Below are 22,011 nucleotides of genomic sequence, written 5' to 3'. Positions count from 1 at the left end.
CAGATGGCCATGCCGCTGCGCCAGACCGTCAAGGTCGCGACATATCTCTTTGAACAGAAGCTGCGCAAGCGGGAGAAGTTCCCGCTGATCGTCGAGTTGGAGCCGCTCTTCGCGTGCAACCTCGCGTGCGAGGGATGCGGAAAGATCCAGCACCCGGCCGGAGTGCTCAAGCAGCGCATGCCGGTGGCCCAGGCCGTGGGCGCCGTGCTCGAATCCGGTGCGCCGATGGTGTCCATCGCAGGCGGCGAACCGCTGATGCACCCTCAGATCGACGAGATCGTGCGGCAGTTGGTGGCGAAGAAGAAGTACGTCTTCCTCTGCACCAACGCCATGCTGCTGCGCAAGAAGCTGAAGAAGTTCACGCCTTCCCCGTACTTCGCGTTCGCCGTGCACATCGACGGAATGCGGGAGCGGCACGACGAATCCGTCGCGAAGGAGGGCGTGTTCGACGAGGCGGTGGAGGCCATCAAGGAAGCCAAGAAACAAGGTTTCCGGGTGACCACGAACTCCACCTTCTTCAGCAACGACACGCCGCAGAACATCATCGAGGTCCTCAACTTCCTCAATGACGAACTGCAGGTCGACGAGATGATGCTGTCGCCCGCCTACGCCTACGAGAAGGCGCCGGACCAGGAACACTTCCTGGGCGTCGAGCAGACCCGCGAACTCTTCAAGAAGGCCTTCGCGGGCGGCAACCGGCGGCGCTGGCGGCTCAACCACTCGCCGCTCTTCCTGGACTTCCTGGAGGGCAAGGCGGACTTCTCCTGCACCGCGTGGGCGATCCCGAACTACTCGCTCTTCGGCTGGCAGCGCCCCTGCTATCTGATGAGCGACGGGTACGTCCCGACGTACAGGGAGCTCATCGAGGAGACCGACTGGAGCAAGTACGGCCGCGGCAAGGACCCGCGGTGCGCCAACTGCATGGCGCACTGCGGCTACGAACCGACCGCCGTCCTCGCCACCATGGGCTCCCTCAAGGAGTCCCTCCGCGCCGCCCGTGAGACGGTCTCCGGAAACCGCGGGTGACGTCATGACCCCTGGAGAGCCTGTCTCTTTGGGCCTCCCTGAGCTGCCGGTCCGGCCGATCTCGGAACGTCGCGTCTCGCGGCGCATCGAGGTCGGGCCGGTGGCGGTGGGGGGCGGTGCGCCCGTCTCGGTGCAGTCGATGACGACGACGCGTACGTCCGACATCGGGGCGACGCTGCAGCAGATCGCCGAGCTGACGGCGTCCGGCTGCCAGATCGTGCGGGTGGCGTGCCCGACGCAGGATGACGCGGACGCGCTGTCGACGATCGCGCGGAAGTCGCAGATTCCGGTGATCGCCGACATTCACTTCCAGCCGAAGTATGTGTTCGCGGCGATCGACGCGGGCTGCGCGGCGGTGCGTGTGAACCCGGGCAACATCAAGCAGTTCGACGACAAGGTCGCGGAGATCGCGCGGGCCGCCTCCCAGGCCGGCACGCCGATCCGGATCGGCGTCAACGCGGGTTCGCTGGACGCGCGTCTTCTTAAGAAGTACGGCAAGGCCACTCCGGAGGCGCTGGTCGAGTCGGCCCTCTGGGAGGCCTCGCTCTTCGAGGAGCACGGCTTCCGGGACATCAAGATCTCGGTGAAGCACAACGACCCGGTCGTGATGGTGAATGCCTACCGTCAGCTGGCCGCCGCCTGTGACTATCCGCTGCACCTCGGTGTGACGGAGGCCGGTCCGGCCTTCCAGGGCACGATCAAGTCGGCGGTCGCCTTCGGGGCATTGCTGAGCGAGGGCATCGGCGACACCATCCGGGTCTCGCTGTCCGCACCGCCCGCCGAGGAGGTCAAGGTCGGCATCCAGATCCTGGAGTCGCTGAACCTGCGCCAACGGCGCCTGGAGATCGTCTCCTGCCCGTCCTGCGGTCGGGCGCAGGTGGACGTGTACAAGCTGGCCGACGAGGTCACGGCGGGCCTCGACGGCATGGAGGTGCCGCTGCGCGTCGCCGTCATGGGATGTGTCGTGAACGGTCCTGGGGAGGCCCGTGAGGCGGATCTCGGTGTCGCGTCCGGCAATGGCAAGGGGCAGATCTTCGTCAAGGGCGAGGTCATCAAGACCGTGCCCGAGTCGAAGATCGTGGAGACCCTCATCGAAGAGGCGATGAAGATCGCCGCACAGATGGAGGACGACGGCATCGCCTCAGGGCTGCCCGCCGTCACCGTGAGCTGAACAAACCAGAGAGGGGGCCCGAGCATGGCCATTCTGGACACCATTCGGGGGCCGCGGGATCTGAAGGCGCTGACCGAGGCCGAGCTCGACGAACTGGCCGAGGAAATCCGGGAATTCCTCGTGCACGCGGTCGCCAGAACCGGCGGCCATCTCGGGCCCAATCTGGGGGTGGTGGAACTCTCCATCGCCCTCCACCGGGTCTTCGAGTCGCCGGTCGACCGGATCGTCTGGGACACCGGTCACCAGAGCTACGTACACAAACTGCTCACGGGGCGGCAGGACTTCTCCAAGCTGCGCGGCAAGGGCGGCCTGTCCGGCTATCCCTCGCGTGCGGAGTCCGAGCACGACATCGTGGAGAACAGCCACGCGTCGACCGCGCTCGGCTGGGCCGACGGTCTCGCCAAGGCGCGCCAGGTGCTCGGCGAGCGCGGGCATGTGGTCGCCGTCATCGGGGACGGCGCGCTCACCGGCGGCATGGCGTGGGAGGCGCTCAACAACATCGCGGCCGCGAAGGACCGGCCGCTGATCATCGTCGTGAACGACAACGAGCGTTCGTACGCCCCGACGATCGGTGGTCTCGCGAACCACCTCGCCACGCTGCGCACGACCGACAGCTATGAGCGGGTGCTCGCCTGGGGCAAGGACATACTCCAGCGCACCCCCGTCATCGGGCACACCGTGTACGAGTCTTTGCACGGCGCCAAGAAGGGCTTCAAGGACGCCTTCGCGCCGCAGGGCATGTTCGAGGACCTGGGGCTCAAGTACGTCGGGCCGATCGACGGTCACGACATGGGCGCCGTCGAGTCGGCGCTGCGCCGCGCGAAACGCTTCCACGGCCCCGTCCTGATCCACTGTCTCACCGAGAAGGGGCGCGGCTATGAACCCGCGCTCGCGGACGAGGCCGACCGGTTCCACACGGTCGGCGTGATGGACCCGCTGACCTGCGAGCCGCTCGCACCCTCCAACGGCCCTTCCTGGACCTCGGTGTTCGGCGACGAGATCGTCCGTATCGGGGCCGAGCGGGATGACGTCGTGGCGATCACGGCGGCGATGCTCGGACCGGTCGGCCTTTCGAAGTTCGCCGAGGCGTACCCCGACCGGGTGTGGGACGTAGGGATCGCCGAGCAGCATGCCGCGGTGTCGGCTGCCGGGCTCGCGACCGGGGGACTGCATCCCGTCGTTGCGCTCTACGCCACCTTCCTCAACCGGGCCTTCGACCAGCTTCTGATGGATGTGGCGCTGCACGAGTGCGGGGTCACTTTCGTCCTCGACCGGGCCGGGGTCACGGGCGTCGACGGTGCGTCGCACAACGGCATGTGGGACATGTCGATCCTGCAGGTCGTGCCGGGGCTGCGGATCGCGGCGCCGCGCGATGCCGACCAACTGCGGGCGCAGCTGCGGGAAGCGGTCAATGTCGACGACGCGCCCACGCTCCTTCGCTTCCCCAAGGAGTCCGTGGGGCCCGCGATCCCCGCCGTCGACCGGATCGGCGGCATGGACGTGCTGGCCCAGGACCCGGACGCGGAGGTCCTGTTGGTGGCGGTCGGGGTGATGGCGCCCGTCTGTCTGCAGGCCGCCGAGCTGCTGCGCGAGCGGGGTCTCGCCTGCACCGTGGTCGACCCGCGCTGGGTCAAGCCGGTCGACGCCGAGCTGCCGGGGCTCGCCGCACGGCACCGGGTCGTGGGGGTCGTCGAGGACAACAGCCGGGCCGCGGGGGTCGGATCCGCGGTGGCGCTGGCCCTTGACGAGGCCGAAGTCGACGTACCCGTACGGCGGTTCGGCATCCCCGACCAGTTCCTCGCGCACGCCAAGCGGGGCGAGGTGCTCGCGGACCTCGGCCTGACGCCGGTCGAGATCGCGGGGCGGATCAGCGCCACGGTGGCCCGCCGTGAGAAGGAGAGCGCGGCCGCCGAGGAGAAGGCGGGCACAGTCAAGGAGGCGCGGGCATGACCAAGGAGAAGCGGGCATGACCAAGGAGTTCGACCTCGGCAGACTCCTCGCCGAGCGGGGCGCCGAGCGCTACGACCTGCATGCGCGGCACTTGAACCACCAGCTGCCGCGGATGCTGCACACCATCGGCTTCGACAAGGTCTACGAACGGGCCGAGGGCGCGTACTTCTGGGACGCGGACGGCGACGACTACCTCGACATGCTCGCGGGCTTCGGCGTGATGGGGCTCGGCCGGCACCACCCCGTCGTCCGCAAGGCGCTGCACGACGTCCTGGACGCCTCGCTCGCCGATCTGACACGCTTCGACTGCCAGCCGCTGCCCGGCCTGCTCGCCGAGCAACTCCTCACGCACAGCCCGCACTTGGACCGGGTGTTCTTCGGCAACAGTGGTACGGAGGCCGTCGAGACGGCGTTGAAGTTCGCGCGGTACGCGACCGGGAAGCCGCGGGTGCTCTACTGCACGCACGCCTTCCACGGCCTGACCACGGGCTCGCTCTCGGTCAACGGCGAGAGCGGCTTCCGGGACGGCTTCGCGCCGCTGCTGCCCGACACGGCGATCCCGCTCGGCGATCTGGACGCCCTGGAGAAGGAGCTGAAGCAGGGTGACGTGGCCGGGCTCATCCTGGAGCCCATCCAGGGCAAGGGCGTGCACGAGACGCCGCCCGGATATCTGCGCGCCGCCCAGGAGCTGCTGCACCGGCACAAGGCGCTGCTCATCGCCGACGAGGTGCAGACCGGCCTGGGCAGGACCGGCGACTTCTACGCGTACCAGCACGAGGAGGGGGTCGAGCCGGACCTGGTGTGCGTCGCGAAGGCGCTCTCGGGCGGCTATGTGCCGGTCGGCGCGACGCTCGGCAAGGACTGGATCTTCAAGAAGGTCTTCTCGTCCATGGACCGGGTGCTCGTGCACTCGGCGAGTTTCGGCTCCAACGCGCAGGCGATGGCCGCCGGGCTCGCGGTGCTCTCCGTCATGGACGAGGAGAAGATCGTCGAGAACGCCCGCGTGACGGGGGAGCTGCTCAAGAGCCGGCTCGCCGCACTCGTCGACCGCTATGAGCTCCTGAGCGAGGTGCGCGGCCGCGGCCTCATGATCGGCATCGAGTTCGGGCGGCCCAAGTCCCTGAAACTGCGCGGGCGTTGGACGATGCTGCAGGCGGCGCGCAAGGGTCTCTTCGCCCAGATGGTGGTCGTGCCGCTGCTGCAGAAGCACCGCATCCTCACCCAGGTCTCCGGTGACCATCTGGAGGTCATCAAGCTGATCCCGCCGCTGATCATCGGGGAACGCGAGGTGGACCGGTTCGTCGAGGCCTTCACCGCGGTGATGGACGAGGCGCACAGCGGCGGCGGTCTGATGTGGGACTTCGGCAGGACGCTGGTGAAGCAGGTCTTGCAAACACCGTAAAATATGACCACCTCTTCCACCTTCCATCGCAACCCCGGCAAAGCCGTCGGTGTGCTCTTCGGTGAGCGGATCAGCTTCGACAAGAAGGACCGATCCGACTCCATCGAGCGCCAGGACAAGCGCCTGGCAGCGAGGGCAGTGGAGGAGCGACAGGCCGGTTGGAACATCGACGTCGTCGGCGAGGCAGTAGACCGGTCCGTGTCCGGCGACGTCGATATGTTCGACCGCGACGCCCTCGGTCCTGGCTAACCGAGGAAGGGCTGTCGCAATGGGACGAACTGTGGGTCACCAACCAAGACCGGCTTTCCCGCGACGACACCCACGTCATGGCATTCGTCTTCAAATGCCTTCAGTGGGGCAAATCCATCGTCATCCTGGACGACCCCTCCTTCACGGAGAAGATGCAGACCGTTGAAGGTCGCGTCATCATCCACGCCCAAGCCATTGGTCCGGCCAAAGAGCTGGAGCGCATCAAGAAGCGCACCAAGGAATCCTTCGAAGCACGGCTCTACACGATCGCCTGGACGAATGGCATCCCCTCCTACGGATACACGTCCAAGGTGCAGCTCATAGAGACCTCGCCGGGGGAGTGGGAAGAGCGGTCCGTGCGCGTGGTGGATATCCACTGCAAGGACAACCTTCACTGGATGCGGCAGCGCCTCATTGAGGACCCGACAGAGACTCTTGAGGGCCTGTGTCGGCAGTTGGAGCAAGCCGACGAACTTACCGCTGCCGACCGCTGGCGGGAAAAGAAGAAGCGCTGCAAATGCAAGGAAGAGCGACACAACGTGCGCACCTGCCCAAAGCGCGAGCGGTGGCGCAGCAGCAACCTGAAGGTCATCCTCACCAATGACTCTCTCCGCGGCGTGAAGAGGAAGAACGGCAAGGTTCTCCACTGGCCCGATGGCTCTGAGGTTCTGGTAGCGGAACCGATCTTCAACAAGCAGGAGTGGGAGACCCTTCAGACCGCACTCCAGGAGCGGAACCTCAAGACGACCAGGGTCAAGACCGGCAAGACCGAACCCACCCCCCCTCCTTGGCGTCTCGGGTTGCCACGGGTGCAAGAAGTCGGCCACTCGGGGAACCGCATGGTCGAGGGACGGCAAGACCGAATACAAGTACTACCGATGCATGAACCACCCCCGCTGCCCCGGAGTGTCTATCCCTGCCGACCTTGCCGAGTAAGTGGTCGAAGAAACGTTCCTCCAGTAGAAGGGGAAGGGCTTCGTCCCCCGCAAGGAGTGGCAGCCCGGCTCCGACAACACCGAAGAGCTCGAAGAGCTGCGGAAGAAGATGAAGCGCCTGGAGGAAGACCGGGATGCCGGCCTGTACGACTCGGAGGCCCGCAAGCAGGTCTACCAGGAGCGCATGAAGGACTACTTGGCCGCCGAGGAGAAGCTGGCCGCTGAGCCCCAGCAGAAGGCGGGCTGGAAGTACATACCCACGGACGAGCTGTACGAGGACGCGTGGGACAACGGTGACCAGGAGAAGCGACGGCACCTCCTCATGGACGCCGGGATCAAGCTGTGGGTGAAGAAGAAGGTGGGCGACGTGCCCATGTACGAGATCGAGGTGCCCGCCGCCCCGAAGTATGTGAACGGCGAGTATGACGAGAGGTTCGCTGACCTCGCCGACACCGATGGGCACACCGCCGAAGAGCGAGAGTTCCGAGAGTTTCTGGACTCCGCAGAGCCGCTGTCTGAAGAGGAGCAGAAGCAGCTCCGCAAGGCGATGGAACGAGTCGCCGCGGGCTAACTTCAATCACTCAATCAAGCACTGAGCCCCCAGAGCCCCACAGACGACCTGGGGGCTCCCCCCGCGCCAGTCAGCCTTAAACTCGTACGCATGTTCGATCTGCCATCTGACCTGGAGCGCCTACGCGTGATCGAGCTGTACCTCCGCATACAGCTCAAGGCGGTCGAGGAGCGCATCAGCAAGGCCGAGCAGGCACGGGAGCAGGCGGAACGCGAGGCAGAGAAGGAGCGGAAGCGCCAAGCAGAGCTGGTCGGCTGGTGGCTCGAACACATCCGAGCCGCGGTGCCCACCAACATCCTCCACAAGGCCGGCTGCCCGATGGCCGGCAAGCGGTACCACCGGCTCAACGAGAGCGAAGCCAAGGAAGCCCGCTCGATGCACGAGGTCAAGGTGTGCCAGTTCTGCCAGGCGGCCAAGGGCTTGTAAGGGCCGAGCTGCGTCCTGATCGAGGACAGAGGGCGGTTGTTACCGGAAACTGGAACGTATGGACTGGCTCTCTCCCGTTTCCGGGCTTGTCGGCGCAATGTTCGGTGCAGCGGCAACCTTCGGCGCTACCCACCACGCGCAGAACAAGGCGCTGGCCGATGCCCGTCAGGCACGCCTTCAGGCGAAGCAAGACCAGGCCGTAACCACACTGGCGAAGGCATTTAGCGATCTTCACAAGCACGTCCGGAGCGTTCCTGACGAGAAATCCACCGACACGTCCGTGCGACAGAAGTGGGATGAAGAGTTGCAGGACCACATCGCGCCCGCTCGGTTGGCCATCAGCGTTATCCGGGAAGAGGAGGTCCGCCATCGCCTCAACGAGGCCATGACCCTACTGGAGGCGTGGAAGGGCGGGCTGATGTACGCCTTCCATGGCCGATCTCGCGCGTGGGTGTTGCGCGGTGTGGTCTCCCATGCCGTGGACTGTGTGGGGGCGTGGCAGCGGGAGGAGCCGCTACCGGAACCGAACCGCATGTTCGCAGAGGCGCGGGAGTCCCTGGAGCTCAAGCAGGAGGAGTGGGAGGCCAATGAAGCCTAGGTGGAGGGCTGGCCTTACCGTCATCCAGTAGAGCTACCGACTCGTCCACAAGCAGCCCCTGTGCCGGCCGAGAGGAGGCGACCGGGGACTGTCGTGCTCAACCGGCTAGGCGGTGTCCTCTTCCTCGGCCGACACTTCTGCCTCCGTCTGCCCGCTGCCCCGGTTGATGCGTGCGCGCTCAGTCATCGCGGTCTGTCGGATGGTCTCGCGGGCAGTCTTGCCCTTCTCCTTGATCAGCGAGACAACAACTGAGGTGCCGCCCATGGCGATGGAAGTCACGACGGCGGCCATGCCCACAGGGGAGTTACTGCCGATGTAGCTGCGGCCGTCGCGGTAGTGGCCTCTGTTGATGATGGGGCGGTTCTCCCGCCGACATTCCTTCTCCCGGCAATACCCAGGCTGAGCGTCACTGAGCTCGTGGTCTTGCGGGTTCCGGCACAGTGTCCAGTCGTCTGTCTTCCTGTGGGTCACACCATCGAGTATGGCCACCCCCTGACAAGAAGTCAGGGGCCCTAGCCGAGCTACCGACTCGTCAGCCACGTTGCCCCCGTACCGGCCGCAGCCGCGATGAGAGTAAGCAGCCACGCGGGCACGTGCTGGATGGTCAAGTGCAGGCTGCCCATGCGGAGTTCGAACTGTGGAGGCCGCGCAGGAGCGGTTGTCTTCGGCGTCATGGCGGCAGGAGAGCACAAGTTCTGCCGTTGGTGCGCGACGGGTGACGCATCGTCGGCCAGCGGGCGCGGCGATTGCCGCTTATCACGAAGTCAGGGTGTTGAGGGCGTCGGTGCGGTGTGCTCACCGGGCCGTCCGGGCTCTGGGGTCGGCCCGCTGATGACTGGTACAGCGCCACGGAGATCGTCGGCGCCTACTTCCACTACCGGCCAATTGAAATACGAATCCAAAGGACACCGCTCTTCACCGCGCCCCGCGCCCCGCGAGCGCGCGGGAGCGGTGCAGGGTCAGTACGCGACAGCGTGGTCGGCTCAGACAGGTGACGGGGCTCCCCTCGGGTGGGAAGCTGGTCGCCCCAGGGGGAACCATGGAGCCGATTTCTTGGTCTACTTCCATCCAAGCCGCCGAGTGGATTGGACGCGCGCTCACCGCCGCTCGAAACAGGGAGCAGCAGCGGTTCGCTCGTGTAGTTGAACACGCGGGCACCATCGTTGCGGGTCTACGGGCTATCGACCGGGAAGCGCACAGTATCTTCCTGCCCATGTTCTACACCGACATCAGTACCTGGTCGGAGGAGAAACGACGTGAATGGATCCAGCGCATCATTAACTTGGCGCACGAAGATCGCATAACGTCAGCCCTACGCATATCCCTGTCCGCACTAAAGGATCTAGAGACCCAGCAGTCCGACGAGGATGTGGCACGTTTTCTACGGATGCTTACCGAGGTTGCGGGTAGGCCGGTAGCTGGCGTGTCCGATGCTGGAGGGGTTGGAGCCAGCATCAGTGCTGGCGCCGCTGAGGCTGTGGACCTCAGCATACAGAGCATTATCGAGTACATAATTGAAACACTGGAGAATCCCGAAAGTTGGCCGATCGACCGGAAGAAGAGTCTACTGCGCAGATTTGTTATCTTAGACTGGGATCGGGATTTCGTCACGGATAACAGGACGCCGATAATGTTGCACGCTACGGGAATCACCGTGACGATGCTCCGCCCTTACGCCGATAAGGCAGAAGAGACACTCGGGGGCCTGCTCGCTCTACAGCATAGAATATTTCCAGATTTGCCGACGCCTTTCTGGATATGGCAACCTGAGTGAAGGGTTGCGCGCCTAAATACGAACGCGAATCCAAAGGATGCGGCCAGACACAGCCACACGACCAGGCAATCTGGAAGGTTCAGTCTCTCGATCTCTTCCCGTCGAAAACCTATACATATCCGAAATCCAGTGTCCCCGAGACGGAGCAATTACCTCCATCAGCCACTCCCGCCGATCTTGATATCTTCCGTTCAGTGGGTCGGAGATGGAACTCCGTATAGCACCATAGAGAAGGTCGCCGTCATCGTGCCTCTGCGAACTGATCTGATCGGTAAATGACGCGCCATCGGCAAGGAGCTCCGTCTCTAGTGCACTCTTTTGCCTGGAACTGTGGGCGGCCAGCTCCCTCCGAGTCGCGTTCGGATCAGGGTCCCTGGAAAATATCTCCTCGTCCCAGTCCCCTGGCGTAACTCGGTAGCGCCGGATGCCATCATCCATATCGGGCAATCGGCCGATATGGTTTGGTGTGCTGTACCCCCGGAGGAATCCTGCTGGCCATTCAGAGGGCCACTGCTTCATATTCTTACGAAGCCTGCGATCAAGCGACTTTGCTACGCTGGCGCGAGTATCATCGCCACTCAGTCCAAGGGTGTACTGCAGCTGGGGGAGCACGTCGAGGCTGGGAGAGGCGATCGAAATCTCGCCCCTCCGCCTGCCTACATCGTTCAGGAGTTCACCTATATTGCGCTCATCCCAGTACAAATAGCGGTATTGCATGGGTGTATCCCAATACCAGCGATGGATTCTCGTTCTGGCCAATATTCTGCCTCGTAATCGCCCTAGTCCACACATAGCCGAGAACTGAGAGCTGAGCGTCCTCTGCTGATCTAGGGTCGTCAAGTGCACAGGCCGGAAATCCTCCGCCGGCGATGCTGAAGTGCCTAAAGTGGGCGCAGGTGCAGGAACCCTTTGCGAACTGACGGTGGGGTCGCACGCCGTGAAGCCCTGGGGGCATTCCTCCGGGCTTCACAGGTGGCCATGGGTTCCGTCGGTGGTTGGTGGGTTAGCCCGCGGCTGATGAGAACTCCAGATCACGGAGCTGGTGTCGATCGCCCACTACGGGCAGCAGGCGCGCACTCTCGTCGCAGAAGCCATCAACGCCCTCGGGTGAATCTCTGCAAGCGAGTGCAAGTTCTTGGACTGTGGACTTCCGCCCTCCATACCTTCAACTCACGGCCAGAAAGCCAACGGTTGAGGGGATGAAGGCCCATGGAAGCCACGAGCGTAGTGAGCACTCCAGAAGCGACACAGCTCGGTAGTTCACCGCGGATTAGTGCCGGGCTGATCGCCAAGGGAGTCGTCCCCAAAGTTCAGCAGGCGCTCAACCTCATGCAGGTGGCCGGCGCCGCCTACGCGGCAGGCGTGACGCAGACGGACGGCAACCACGAAGGACTCGTGCACATCTCCCTCAGCACCTCAGACGCCAACGAGTTCGCTGCCTGGGTCCGCTCACGCGCAACCGGAGACGAACTGCGGGCCGTCGAAGAGGCGCAGGAGCACCCCGGATCATGATGCCGGACGAGGACAAGATCCCGCCCGGCCCGGTCGGCACCCAAGGACTCCCCCTCAACCCGAGCGAACTGAAGATCGGCGACCTTCTTCACTTCGACGGGACGTTCTTCCCCATCCGCGACATGGTGACCGGCCGAGGCGGCAGCCGGGTTCTCAACTTCTTGGGCCGTGATCCCTACACGGTCAGTGGCCCCACGTTGATCTATCGCGTGATTGAACTAAATGCCCGCCAAGGCGCCCTCCACTACATACGCACGGAGGCCCCATAGATGCCCTCCCCGGCGTTCCTTGGACCGGTTGGCCGGGGAGGAGCAACGCCCGTTAGCGCGGGCGTGCAAGTGCACAACGAGCAGGGGAGGCGCCCCTGTTCGAAGCTTGAGGAGGCGCAAGCCTGTGACTCTCAAGGAAGCACTGCAACGCAAGGCTACCCCTCGGGGTGGCGACGATAACGGTGGTCACGGATCTGATGACACCGACATCGAAGACGGTGACGGCGGGGGCGGTAGCGGCTCTCCCGGCCGCTGATTGAACGCGGCCCCTGGCTTCGGCCGGGGGCCGCTCCTTCTCCGACCGCATCGCCACCTGGATAGGTGCTGCCCAAGTGCATCTTCTTGCCGTTGACTGGGACTTCTTCTTCCCCACCCCAACAGCCGGGGCACCGCTCGGCGACCATCCCGAGCTGTACGCCTGGCCGATCGCCGAGGACGCCATCCACGTCGAAGCGATCTGGTTGCAGCGGCTCCGAGACTTCCAGAAGGCTGGCGTCGAACTGCCCCGATGCCATGGGTACAAGGACTTCTGGAACCGGTTCAGAATCGCTCCGGAAGCGCCTATCTGGTACGCCGATTCGAACGCCTGGTCCTCACAGGTCTTTCCCTCCAACCTCGGAGGAGACGGCCCCTGGGAAAGTATCCACTTGTACGACGCGCACCACGACTGCGGCTACAAGCTCAACGACTCCACCTTCGACGAGTGGAAAGCCAAGGTCACCAGCGGCAAGGCGAAGATCAGCGCCGAGAACTGGATGCTTGTCCACTACTGGAACCGCCCGCAGCTCTTCGTGCACTTCCCGCCTTGGCGTGAATCACTGGCCAGACCGAGCGAACAGCCCCTCATCCCCGTGCGCATGGTCATTGACGATGGGGAAGCCCCCGATGTCACCTTCGACGCGATCTTCCTGTGTCGATCTGGAGCATGGGTGCCGAGCTGGTGTGACGACCAATTCGAAGCGTTCCTCAAAGACTGTCCCGCACGGCCGGTAGAGCACCCGCAGAATGTGTGGCGCCAGCCCAGGGCCGATGTTGAGCGAATGGAGAGTCTGTCGAAGCGCATCCGGAGGTCAGGGTGAGCGGAATTGCCCGACCTGCGGGTGGTGCCCCGCCAGGTGGTGCAGCAGCGTATGTGAGCCGCCGGCAGCTTCCCGGTTTCAGGTGCCCGAGGGGCCGTCGTCACGAAAGGTCTGCTGGAGGGTTCGCACTGCGACCCAGGCGATCCCGGCAGACAGTACAAGCACATCGCTCCAGACAAAGATGGCCACCGCCGTGTTGAGCTTGGGGAACCGTTCCTCGTCGAAGGAAAGACCTCCCAACGCGAGTACCTCTGCCAGTACAGAGAGCCAGACCATCGCCTTAAAGAGGGCGAGCCCTCGCCGCATGCGCATTGGTGTGCTGGCAAACAGGTCCCGGAGACGGCGAGGAGATTGCAGGACCAGCGTGAGAAGCAGTACCGGGATGATCTGCGCTGCCGCGGAGTAGAAGTCGTTCACCTTGCCCCCTGGTTGGCCCGGCCGTGGCTGTTCGGCTCGAAGGGTGCCCACCACGGGCCTTCGGTGCAACGGCGCGCAGGAGGAGAGCCGGAGCCGAGGCATCTGCGCCGAACGCCTGACGGCGACCTGGCTACGATGCGATCTGCTGCGTCGCACGGCCCCAGCGGGGCATGTAGCGAGGGCCAGGGGTGCCGAACTTCAGCAGTCTTCGGCCGATGGACTGTCGCGAAGGTGCAGGTCAGAGGGCCTGTGGGATGTTTGCAGAAGTAGATTCCACTGCACGCTGGTGAAGCAGGCGGTCGCGAACCGCTGAGGCACCCAGGTGGGCTTTTGCCCCTGGGGCAAGAAAGTTGCCTCAGGGGTAAGGGCCTGGCTCAATCAAGGTATGAGCCCTGCCGAGCCGGAGCCGGTCGAACCCGAGGCCGCCGAACCGTTGCCCGCCGTCGCGCCGCAACTGCGTGACCTGCGGCGACGTGCCGCCCTCACACTGGAGGCCGCGGCCCGCACCGCCGGGCTCTCGCCCGCCCATCTCTCCCGCCTGGAGACCGGGCAGCGTCAGCCGTCGCTGCCGATGCTGCTCGCGCTCGCCCGCACCTACGGTACGACGGTCTCGGAGCTGCTCGGCGAGACCCCCGCGGACCGGGACGCGATCGTCCGCGCCGCCGACATGGAGCCGACCCGGGCGGGCGGCTGGACCTACTGGCAGGCCGGCGCCCCGGCGCGCGGCATGCAGGCGCTGCGGGTGCATGTGCCGCACGGCGCGCAGGGCGACATCGTGCGCGTCCATCCCGGCGAGGAGTGGCTGTACGTCCTGAAGGGGCGGCTTCGGCTGCGGCTCGGCGACGCCACGTACACCCTCGAGCCCGGGGACAGCGCGCACTTCGACTCGCTGACCCCGCACCGGATCGCCGCCGCGGACCGCCTCGGTGCCGATCTTCTCTTCGTCCACACCCTGCTGCAGAGTCCCGCCACCGCACTGTGCCTCGGCGGGACCGCGCACAGCCCCACCCTGGGAGACCCGCGATGACGGAACCTGACGCGCAGCAGCCGGACCAGGACCGGGACCAGGAGCAGCCCGCCCGCAAGGCCATGGCCATGGAGGAGAAGTTCCCGCGGGGACTCTGGGTACGGCTGATCGTCTACGTCGCGGTGGGGCACCTCTTCGCGGCCTTCATCTACCTGCTCTTCTCGCTGGGCGCGCAGAACCAGTAGCGCGGGGGCCCGACCGGCCTTAGTCCAGCAGGTGCGCGCGCAGCCGCTCACGGGTCTCGGGGGTCACGTTGAGGCCCTCGGTGAGGTAGGTCTCCGTGTCGCCCCAGGTCTGCTCGATGGTCTCGAAGGCAGCCGCCAGATATTCGGCGCGGGCCTCGAAGAGCGGGCTGAGCAGCGCCATGACCTCGGGGGACATCGCGTCGGGGGAGTTGCTGCTGCGGTGCACCTTGTAGCGGCGGTGGGTGGCGTTCGACTCCAGGTAGTCCGCCTCGATGGCGTCGCGCTCGACGCCGACGGCGAGCAACGTGACGGCTACCGAGAGACCCGCGCGGTCCTTGCCCGCGGCGCAGTGCATCAGCGCCGGGACGCTGTCGCCCGCGATGGCGTGCAGCACCCGGCTGTGCTCGGCGGTGCGGTCCTTGATGATCGTGCGGTACGAGGCGGACATGCGGCCCGCGGCCTGCCCGTCGTCGAGCGCGGCGCGCAGCTGGTCCAGATCGCCGTCGCGCACCATCTGCCAGAACTCGGCGCCGTCGGCCGGGTCGGTCAGCGGCAGATTCACATTGAGTACGCCGGGCAGCGTGACGTCCGGGCCTTCGAGCCGCTGGTCGGCCGCGTTGCGGAAGTCGAAGATCGTGTGCAGTCCCAGCGAGGCGAGGAACGCGGAGTCGGCCTCCGTGGCGTGCGCGAGGTGACCGCTGCGGAAGAGCCGGCCCTGCCGGACCCGGCGGCCGTCCGCGGTCGGAAGTCCGCCCACATCGCGGAAGTTGCGGACTCCGGTCAGCTCGGGCTCCGACAGCTCGGTCGGCGGGACTTGCTGCGTCACGGGGGCTCCTCCCGTCCGGCCGCCGGCGCTGCTCGCCGGTGGGGTGCGACTTCGACGATACGACATGGGTTCCTGAGGCAATTACTGCCGGTGCATGAGCGTTGCCTCACAGCTGATGCCGCCTCGATGATGTGCGTACACGCGCGTGCCTGTCGCTATCGGGTCGAATCTGCGGGGACTGATGATCGAGGTCGGCGAGAACGGTCGTACGTGGCTGCTTTCCGGGCCCACCAGCAGCTATGCGCTGCGGCTCACGGCCCGCGACGAACTGGTGCATCTGCACTGGGGTCCCCGCATCGCCCTGGCGGACGCCGAGGCCCTTGCGGCGGAGCCGCTGCCTGCGGAGTGGGCCTTCGAGTCGGGGCTCGACGGGTGGGAGGAGTATCCCGTCGAGGGCGGGCGGCGGTTCACGCGTCCCGCGCTCTCCGTGCGGGGTGCCGGGGTGCGCGGCACCGAGTGGCGGTTCTCCGGAGCCTCCGGAGCCTCCGGAGCCTCCGGAGTCGAGACCGGGCAGCACGAGCTGCGGCTTCAATTCAACGATTCCGCACACCAGTTGGCCGTCACGCTGGTCTACCGGATGCGCGGCGACATCATCGAGCGCCATGCGGTCCTGCGTCACGAGGGGCCCGTGGGCGCCCCGGACCTTGAACTGCTCCGCGCCGACTCCGCCACGTGGACCCTGCCCACGCGCGAGCACTGGCGGCTCTCGCAGCTGCACGGCCGCTGGGCCGCCGAGTCGCAGCTGGTGCGGTCACCGGTCACGTACGGCGAGAAGGTCATCGGCAGCCGGCGCGGCCACACCGGGCATCAGCATCTGCCCTGGGTGGCGCTGGACGCGGAGGGGGCGACCGAGGAGCGCGGGGAGGTCTACAGCTGCGCGCTCGGCTGGTCGGGGTCGTGGCGGATCGCGGTGGCGCAACTGCCGGACGGGGCCGTGCAGATCACCGGCGGCAGCGGGTACGACGACTCCGGGCAGCTGCTCCTCGCGCCCGGCGAGGAGTGCGTGACGCCCGTCTTCGCGGGGCTGTGGAGCGACGGCGGCTTCGGGGGTGCGAGCCGGGCCTGGCACGCCTATCAGCGGGAGCACGTGATCCCGGACGCGGGTGTGACGCGGCCCGTGCTCTACAACTCCTGGGAGGCCACCGGCTTCGACATCGCCGAGGACCAGCAGCGGGCGCTCGCCGAGCGGGCGGCGGCGATGGGCGTGGAACTGTTCGTGGTGGACGACGCGTGGTTCGGGCAACGGGTCAGCGACCGTGCCGGGCTCGGCGACTGGACCCCCAACCCGGACCGCTTCCCCGGCGGTCTGAAGCCCCTCGCCGACGAGGTGCACGCCCTGGGCATGAGCTTCGGGATCTGGGTCGAACCGGAGATGGTGAACCCCGACAGTGACCTCTACCGCGCCCACCCCGACTGGGTGCAGCACCACCCAGGCCGCGACCGCACCGAGTTCCGCAACCAGCTCGTCCTCAACCTCGCCCGCGAGGACGTCCAGGAGTACCTCTGGGAGCGGCTCGACGCGCTGCTCTCCAGCGCCCCGATCGACTATGTGAAGTGGGACTTCAACCGCTGCTTCAGTGATCCCGGCTGGCCCGGCGAGAGCTATCCGCAGCGGATCTGGCACGACCATGTGCACGCCCTGTACGCACTGGTCGACCGGCTGCGGGCCGCGCATCCCGGTGTGGCCTTCGAGTCCTGCTCGGGCGGCGGCGGCCGGATCGACCTCGGCATCCTCTCCCGTACCGACCAGGTGTGGACCTCCGACAACACCGATCCGCTCGACCGGCTCACCATCCAGCACGGCTTCAGCCAGCTGCATCCCGCGAGGGTCATGGCCGCCTGGGTCACCGACAGCCCGAACACCCAGCTCAACGACCGGGTCAGCAGCCTGCGCTTCCGCTTTGTGAGCGCCATGGCGGGCGTACTCGGCATCGGCGGCGACCTCACGGAGTGGACCGAGAGCGAACTGGCCGAGGCGGGCGATTGGGTGGACCTCTACAAGGAGATCCGGCCCGTGGTGCAACTCGGCGACCTCTATCGGCTGCGCCCGCCCGAGGACTCGCTCAGCGCGGTGCAGTACGTCCACGGCGACGAGACCGTCGTCCTCGCGTGGCTGCGGGCGCAGGCCTACGGGGAGCCAGCGCCCCGGGTGCGGCTGCGAGGGCTCGACCCCACGGCGGCCTACGTCTGCCAGGGCACCGGCGTCGTCCACCGGGGTGCGGTGCTGCTGCACCACGGGCTGCGGACAGGGCTGCGCGGTGACCTGGACGCGGCGGTGTTCCGCTTCCGCAAGGTGTGAGCGCCACGGAGGGCCGCCGTGTATTCCGGGTTGGAACAATCTTGACCGGTGGCTTATCTCACCCCCCGTCAACCCCTCCCTACGGTGGCGTAGGTCACTTGGCGAGGTGAAAGATGTGACGACGTGACAGCAGAGTCGACATCCTTCATCCGTTCCACGTTCACCTCCTACGCAGCGGTCGGCGACAGCTTCACCGAGGGGGTGGGGGACCCGGGGCCCGACGGGGCGTTCGTCGGCTGGGCCGACCGTCTCGCCGTCCTGCTCGACGACCGGGTGCCCGAACACACCTTCCGGTACGCCAATCTCGCCGTACGAGGAAAACTCCTCGACCAGATCGTGGCGGACCAGGTGCCGAAGGCCAGGGAGTTCGCCCCCGACCTGCTGACGTTCTGCGCCGGCGGCAACGACATCATCCGTCCCGGCACCGACCCGGACGAGGTGGCCGAGCGGTTCGAGCGCGCGGTCGCCGACCTCACGTCGGCGGTCGGCACCGTCATGGTGACCACCGGCTTCGACACCCGCGGCGTCGCCGTGCTCAAGCATCTGCGCGGCAAGATCGCCACGTACAACATGCATGTCCGCGCGATTGCCGACCGCTACGGTTGCCCCGTGCTCGACCTGTGGTCGCTCAAGACCGTCCAGGACCGGCGCGCCTGGGACGGCGACCGGCTGCACCTCTCCGCGGAGGGGCACACGCGCGTGGCGCTGCGCGCGGGGCAGGTCCTCGGCCTCGACGTGCCCGCAGACCCTGACCAGCCGTGGCCGCCGCTGCCGCCACGGAACACCCTTGAAGTGCGGCGTGATGACATCCACTGGGCGCGCGAGTACCTGGTGCCGTGGATCGGGCGGCGCCTGCGGGGCGAGTCGTCCGGGGACCATGTGGAGGCGAAGGGGGCCGTGGACCCGTACACCGTCAGGATGCACATCGAGTCGGCGCCCTGACACGTCCGCCGGGCGTTGCCCTTCAGGTCGCGGTGCGGGCCGGGACCAGGCCCAGTTCGCGGTCGAGGGCCTCGTCCGCCCAGGCGCGCATCCGGCCGCGCGGGACCGTGCCCTCGTACGCCGTCTGCTGGACCGCGAGGCCGTCGAGCAGGGCGGTCAGGCGCAGGGCCGCGCCCTGGGGGTCGGGGCAGCGGAACTCGCCGGCGGCGACGCCTTCGGCGATGACCTCGGTGATCGCCGCTTTCCACTGCTGGTCGAGATCGCGGGTGACCGTGCGCAGGGTGGGCTCGCGCAGTGCGGCGGACCAGCCCTCGATCCACAGGCGCCAGCCCTTGGCCTGGCCGGTGGGCGCGTACCAGCGGACGGCCGCGCGCAGCCGGCGTTCCGCCGTGGTGCGGCGGCCCAGGAGGGTGCGCAGATGGGCCAGATCGCCCTCGGCGGCGTGCGCGAAGGCGGCGGCTACCAGGTTCTCCTTGGTCGAGAAGTGGTAGAGCACCAGGGCGTTGCTCACCCCCAGCGCTGCCGCCACGTCCGCGATGCGCACGGCGGCCACGCCGCGCACCTCGATCTGTTCGACGGTGGCGGACAGCAGCTCCGCACGCCGTTCCGCCACGCTCAACCGCACCCTTGCCACGTCGGGCAGCCTATCCGCGGGGAGGGGGCGGCCCGCCCAGGGGGCAGCCGGGTGGCTACGGAGACGCGTGCCGGTGCCTAGGGGGTGCCTGGGGGCTCGCGTATCGGTGCCTACGGGGCCGCGTACCACCCGAAGCGGTCCGCGATCTCCGGGAGGCGGTCCGCGACCAGCGCGTGTGCGGCGACGCGCGGTGTCGTGCCGTCCGCCTCCGCCCGCCCCAGTGTCCGTTCGACCAGCGCCCGCATCGAGCGGCGGATGTGCGCGAACGCCTCGTCCGGGTCGGCGCCGATGTCGCCGAACAGCGTCCACCACCACCAGGCGTTGGTGCCGGAGTTGACGACCACGTCCGGCAGCACGGTGACGCCGCGCGCCGCCAGGAGGTTCTCTGCCTCCGGCAGGACCGGCATGTTGGCCGCCTCCGCGATCCAACGGGCCGTGATCCGCTGCTGGTTCACCTCGTCGATCGCGTACGACACCGCCGCGGGGACCAGGATCTCCGCCTCCGTGGAGAGCCAGGACTCGCCCGGCAGTTCGCGGTCCCCGGGGCGCAGGGCCGCGCGGTCCACGGCGCCGTGCGCGTCGCGGGCGGCGAGCAGTGCCTCCACGTCGAGCCCCGCCGGGTTGGCGATGGTGCCCCTGACATCGGCGACGGCCACGACCGTCAGCCCCGCGCGAGCGAGGAAGCGCGCGGTCGCGCCACCCATGGTGCCCAGGCCCTGCACGGCCACGCGCGCGCCCGCGTGTGCGTGGCCCGCGCGGTCGAGCGCCGCAAGAACCGCTTCGGCGACTCCGCAGCCGCCGGCCAGCTCGTCAAGGCCCAGGCCGTCCACCCGCACGGCGAAGGCGTCCGCGAGGCGTGCGCGTGCCGCGGTCTCGTCCTCCAGGAGTGGGTGGACCGCCTGGACCGAGGAGACGAGCCCCGCCTCCCGCGCCGCCTTGTCGACCAGGTCCTGCGTCAGGCCCAGGTCCTCGCCCGTGGTCCAGGAGTGCTCGACGTAGGGGCGCATCGCCCGGAGGTAGCGCACCAGGACGTCGTACGCCTCCGGGGAGCGCGGATCGCAGTCGATGCCGCCCTTGGCGCCGCCGAGCGGGACGTAGCGGGCGCTGGGGTCGTAGTGCAGGGCCTCCTTCATCGTCATGCCGCGGGCAAGGCCTGTGACCTCGTCGAGGGTGCAGCCGGGGCGCATCCGGAGCCCGCCGCTGCAGACGCCGCGGACCAGGCGGTCGACCACGAGGAAGCCCTGGCAGCCGGTGACGTGGTCGGTCCAGGTGAGGGAGAGCAAGGGGGCGGGCGCGGGGGCGGGCATGGCGCACTCCTACTGCTACTGCTTGGTGCCTACTGAATGGTCGATCAGTAGGAGTACATCACGTGGGCGGAGGTGGCCGATGACGATCCCTTCAGAGGGCCGCTGTCGGAGGCGGTGCACATAATGGAGGCCTGATCTACCCCTTCCAGGAGGTGCTGTGTCCCGTTCGCTGAGCTCTGGGCTCCGCTCGCTCAGGACCGCTGCCTTCGGCGCGGATCCGGCCGGAGAGCGGCTCGCACGGATCCACAGATCGCCGAACTTCGCCGACGGTTCCTTCCAGAACCCCGTCGGGGCGCAGAGCCGCCCCTCCGGTTCGACGGCTGTGGAGTTCGCGAAGGTCTACTTCCGTAAGGAGGAGCGGCTGCGGCGCAGCCCCACGGGCACCGTGCCCGTGCACGCCACGACCCTCGCCGACCTCTCCAAGCCCCCGGCCAGTGGGCTGCGGCTCACCTGGATGGGGCACTCCAGCGTGCTCGCCGAGATCGACGGGCGGCGTGTGCTCTTCGACCCGGTGTGGGGTGAGCGGTGCTCGCCGTTCTCCTGGGTCGGGCCCAAGCGGCTGCACCCCGTGCCGGTGCCCCTCGCGGCGCTCGGCCCGGTGGACGCGGTGGTCATCTCGCACGATCACTACGACCACCTCGACATGCCCACGATCAAGGCCTTGGCCGGCACGGACACGGTGTTCGCGGTCCCGCTCGGCGTCGGAGCCCACATGGAGCGCTGGGGCGTACCTGCCGACCGGCTGCGCGAGCTCGACTGGCACGACTCCACGAAGGTGGCGGGCCTGACCCTGACGGCGACGCCCGCACGCCATTTCTGCGGCCGCGGCCTGCGCAACCAGCAGCACACGCTCTGGGCGTCCTGGGCCGTCACGGGTCCCGAGCACCGGATCTACCACAGCGGGGACACCGGCTATTTCCCCGGCTTCCAGGACATCGGCGCGCAGCACGGCCCCTTCGACGCCACGATGATCCAGATCGGGGCCTATTCGGAGTGGTGGCCGGACATCCACATGACGCCCGAGGAGGGCATGCGCGCCCACCTCGACCTCCAGGGCGGCCGCCCGTCGGGCGTGCTGCTGCCGATTCACTGGGGCACCTTCAACCTCGCCCCGCACCCGTGGTCGGAGCCGGGCGAGGGCACGGTCGACGCCGCCTCCCGCGCGGGGGCGCGGATCGCACTGCCGGTGCCGGGCCAGCCGTTCGAGCCCGCGGCGGACTCGGTCCCCTCGGAGCCGTGGTGGCGCGGCGTCGCGGTCGAGCCGGGCGGCGGGTGGCCCCGGGTGGCGCCGGGCGCCCCGGGCGCCAGGCACTCCGAGGACGCCGAAGACACCGGGGAGCCGGAGGCGGCGCGGGTCGGCTGAGAGAAGTCGCGGGGAGGGGCATCGCGGACGTTCGCGGTGCCCCTCGACC

The 22,011-nt window shown here is 67.4% G+C and carries 23 protein-coding genes; 18 read left to right on the top strand and 5 right to left on the bottom strand.

From position 1 onward, the window contains the following. Positions 1-3 precede the first annotated feature (3 nt). The 9 genes from hpnH to AB0G47_RS27125 all read left to right on the top strand — a co-directional run bounded on the left by hpnH (position 4) and on the right by AB0G47_RS27125 (position 8,328). Entirely contained in the window at positions 4-1,026 is a 1,023-nt protein-coding gene (hpnH, locus tag AB0G47_RS27165; RefSeq protein WP_266872430.1) for an adenosyl-hopene transferase HpnH, read from the top strand. A gap of 4 nt (positions 1,027-1,030) precedes the next feature. Beyond that, positions 1,031-2,197: a flavodoxin-dependent (E)-4-hydroxy-3-methylbut-2-enyl-diphosphate synthase gene (ispG, locus tag AB0G47_RS27160; RefSeq protein ID WP_360774984.1), complete on the top strand. Its 1,167-nt coding sequence runs from the start codon at positions 1,031-1,033 to the stop codon at positions 2,195-2,197. Positions 2,198-2,221: 24 nt separating this feature from the next. Further along, positions 2,222-4,147: a 1-deoxy-D-xylulose-5-phosphate synthase gene (dxs, locus tag AB0G47_RS27155; protein WP_360774981.1), complete on the top strand. Its 1,926-nt coding sequence runs from the start codon at positions 2,222-2,224 to the stop codon at positions 4,145-4,147. Positions 4,148-4,163: 16 nt separating this feature from the next. Beyond that, positions 4,164-5,549: an aspartate aminotransferase family protein gene (locus AB0G47_RS27150; RefSeq protein ID WP_360774978.1), complete on the top strand. Its 1,386-nt coding sequence runs from the start codon at positions 4,164-4,166 to the stop codon at positions 5,547-5,549. Positions 5,550-5,552: 3 nt separating this feature from the next. Further along, positions 5,553-5,798, top strand: a complete 246-nt coding sequence (locus AB0G47_RS27145; RefSeq protein ID WP_360774975.1) for a hypothetical protein — start codon at positions 5,553-5,555, stop codon at positions 5,796-5,798. 77 nt (positions 5,799-5,875) lie between these two features. Next, positions 5,876-6,958, top strand: a complete 1,083-nt coding sequence (locus AB0G47_RS27140) for a recombinase family protein (RefSeq protein ID WP_360774972.1) — start codon at positions 5,876-5,878, stop codon at positions 6,956-6,958. Beyond that, entirely contained in the window at positions 6,843-7,304 is a 462-nt protein-coding gene (locus tag AB0G47_RS27135; RefSeq protein WP_360775157.1) for a hypothetical protein, read from the top strand. The genes AB0G47_RS27140 and AB0G47_RS27135 overlap by 116 nt, the downstream gene beginning before the upstream one ends. Before the next feature lie 90 nt (positions 7,305-7,394). Continuing rightward, a complete protein-coding gene (locus tag AB0G47_RS27130; protein ID WP_360774969.1) occupies positions 7,395-7,730 on the top strand; it encodes a DUF6233 domain-containing protein in 336 nt (111 codons plus the stop codon). A gap of 58 nt (positions 7,731-7,788) precedes the next feature. Then, positions 7,789-8,328: a hypothetical protein gene (locus AB0G47_RS27125; RefSeq protein ID WP_360774967.1), complete on the top strand. Its 540-nt coding sequence runs from the start codon at positions 7,789-7,791 to the stop codon at positions 8,326-8,328. Between the two features lie 105 nt (positions 8,329-8,433). Here the strand turns inward: AB0G47_RS27125 and AB0G47_RS27120 are convergent, their stop codons facing one another. Continuing rightward, complete coding sequence (locus tag AB0G47_RS27120; RefSeq protein ID WP_360774964.1) at positions 8,434-8,799, bottom strand: hypothetical protein; 366 nt, start codon at positions 8,797-8,799, stop codon at positions 8,434-8,436. Between the two features lie 742 nt (positions 8,800-9,541). On the opposite strand from AB0G47_RS27120, the gene AB0G47_RS27115 reads away from it, so the two are divergent. The 4 genes from AB0G47_RS27115 (at position 9,542) to AB0G47_RS27100 (ending at position 12,962) form a co-directional block, all read left to right on the top strand. Then, complete coding sequence (locus tag AB0G47_RS27115; RefSeq protein ID WP_360774962.1) at positions 9,542-10,102, top strand: hypothetical protein; 561 nt, start codon at positions 9,542-9,544, stop codon at positions 10,100-10,102. Between the two features lie 1,209 nt (positions 10,103-11,311). After that, positions 11,312-11,614, top strand: a complete 303-nt coding sequence (locus tag AB0G47_RS27110) for a hypothetical protein (protein ID WP_360774959.1) — start codon at positions 11,312-11,314, stop codon at positions 11,612-11,614. Beyond that, positions 11,611-11,883 carry a hypothetical protein gene (locus tag AB0G47_RS27105; RefSeq protein WP_360774956.1) on the top strand — a complete coding sequence of 91 codons (273 nt, stop codon included), beginning with the start codon at positions 11,611-11,613 and terminating at the stop codon, positions 11,881-11,883. The genes AB0G47_RS27110 and AB0G47_RS27105 overlap by 4 nt, the downstream gene beginning before the upstream one ends. Before the next feature lie 332 nt (positions 11,884-12,215). Next, the gene (locus AB0G47_RS27100; RefSeq protein ID WP_360774954.1) at positions 12,216-12,962 is read left to right on the top strand and encodes a hypothetical protein; all 747 of its coding nucleotides are present in this window, start codon (positions 12,216-12,218) and stop codon (positions 12,960-12,962) included. 78 nt (positions 12,963-13,040) lie between these two features. On the opposite strand, the gene AB0G47_RS27095 is transcribed toward AB0G47_RS27100, so the two are convergent. Continuing rightward, complete coding sequence (locus AB0G47_RS27095) at positions 13,041-13,379, bottom strand: hypothetical protein (protein WP_360774953.1); 339 nt, start codon at positions 13,377-13,379, stop codon at positions 13,041-13,043. Between the two features lie 385 nt (positions 13,380-13,764). Here AB0G47_RS27095 and AB0G47_RS27090 point away from each other — a divergent pair, with 385 nt between their 5' ends. Both AB0G47_RS27090 and AB0G47_RS27085 read left to right on the top strand, forming a co-directional pair. Continuing rightward, positions 13,765-14,406, top strand: a complete 642-nt coding sequence (locus AB0G47_RS27090; RefSeq protein ID WP_266872434.1) for an XRE family transcriptional regulator — start codon at positions 13,765-13,767, stop codon at positions 14,404-14,406. A 68-nt stretch (positions 14,407-14,474) separates the two neighbouring features. After that, positions 14,475-14,591 (top strand): DUF6126 family protein, encoded by a 117-nt coding sequence (locus AB0G47_RS27085; protein ID WP_135329603.1) that lies wholly within the window; start codon positions 14,475-14,477, stop codon positions 14,589-14,591. A 19-nt stretch (positions 14,592-14,610) separates the two neighbouring features. Here AB0G47_RS27085 and AB0G47_RS27080 read toward each other — a convergent pair whose 3' ends face one another. Continuing rightward, positions 14,611-15,417, bottom strand: a complete 807-nt coding sequence (locus AB0G47_RS27080; protein WP_360774950.1) for a tyrosine-protein phosphatase — start codon at positions 15,415-15,417, stop codon at positions 14,611-14,613. A gap of 181 nt (positions 15,418-15,598) precedes the next feature. On the opposite strand from AB0G47_RS27080, the gene AB0G47_RS27075 reads away from it, so the two are divergent. Beyond that, the gene (locus tag AB0G47_RS27075) at positions 15,599-17,716 is read left to right on the top strand and encodes an alpha-galactosidase (protein ID WP_360775141.1); all 2,118 of its coding nucleotides are present in this window, start codon (positions 15,599-15,601) and stop codon (positions 17,714-17,716) included. Between the two features lie 123 nt (positions 17,717-17,839). Further along, positions 17,840-18,658, top strand: a complete 819-nt coding sequence (locus tag AB0G47_RS27070) for an SGNH/GDSL hydrolase family protein (protein WP_360774947.1) — start codon at positions 17,840-17,842, stop codon at positions 18,656-18,658. A gap of 22 nt (positions 18,659-18,680) precedes the next feature. Here AB0G47_RS27070 and AB0G47_RS27065 read toward each other — a convergent pair whose 3' ends face one another. Together AB0G47_RS27065 and AB0G47_RS27060 are read right to left on the bottom strand one after the other, a co-directional pair. Next, the gene (locus AB0G47_RS27065) at positions 18,681-19,292 is read right to left on the bottom strand and encodes a TetR/AcrR family transcriptional regulator (protein WP_360774944.1); all 612 of its coding nucleotides are present in this window, start codon (positions 19,290-19,292) and stop codon (positions 18,681-18,683) included. Between the two features lie 110 nt (positions 19,293-19,402). Beyond that, positions 19,403-20,599: a Glu/Leu/Phe/Val dehydrogenase dimerization domain-containing protein gene (locus tag AB0G47_RS27060; protein WP_360774942.1), complete on the bottom strand. Its 1,197-nt coding sequence runs from the start codon at positions 20,597-20,599 to the stop codon at positions 19,403-19,405. Positions 20,600-20,756: 157 nt separating this feature from the next. Between AB0G47_RS27060 and AB0G47_RS27055 the strand changes: the two genes are divergently transcribed. After that, positions 20,757-21,962 (top strand): MBL fold metallo-hydrolase, encoded by a 1,206-nt coding sequence (locus AB0G47_RS27055; RefSeq protein ID WP_360774939.1) that lies wholly within the window; start codon positions 20,757-20,759, stop codon positions 21,960-21,962. Positions 21,963-22,011 lie beyond the last annotated feature (49 nt).

The organism is Streptomyces sp. NPDC021622 (genome assembly GCF_040640795.1).
GTDB lineage: Bacteria > Actinomycetota > Actinomycetes > Streptomycetales > Streptomycetaceae > Streptomyces.
The sequence above is the reverse complement of the archived record's forward strand: the minus strand, read 5'-3'. Positions and strand labels throughout refer to the sequence as shown.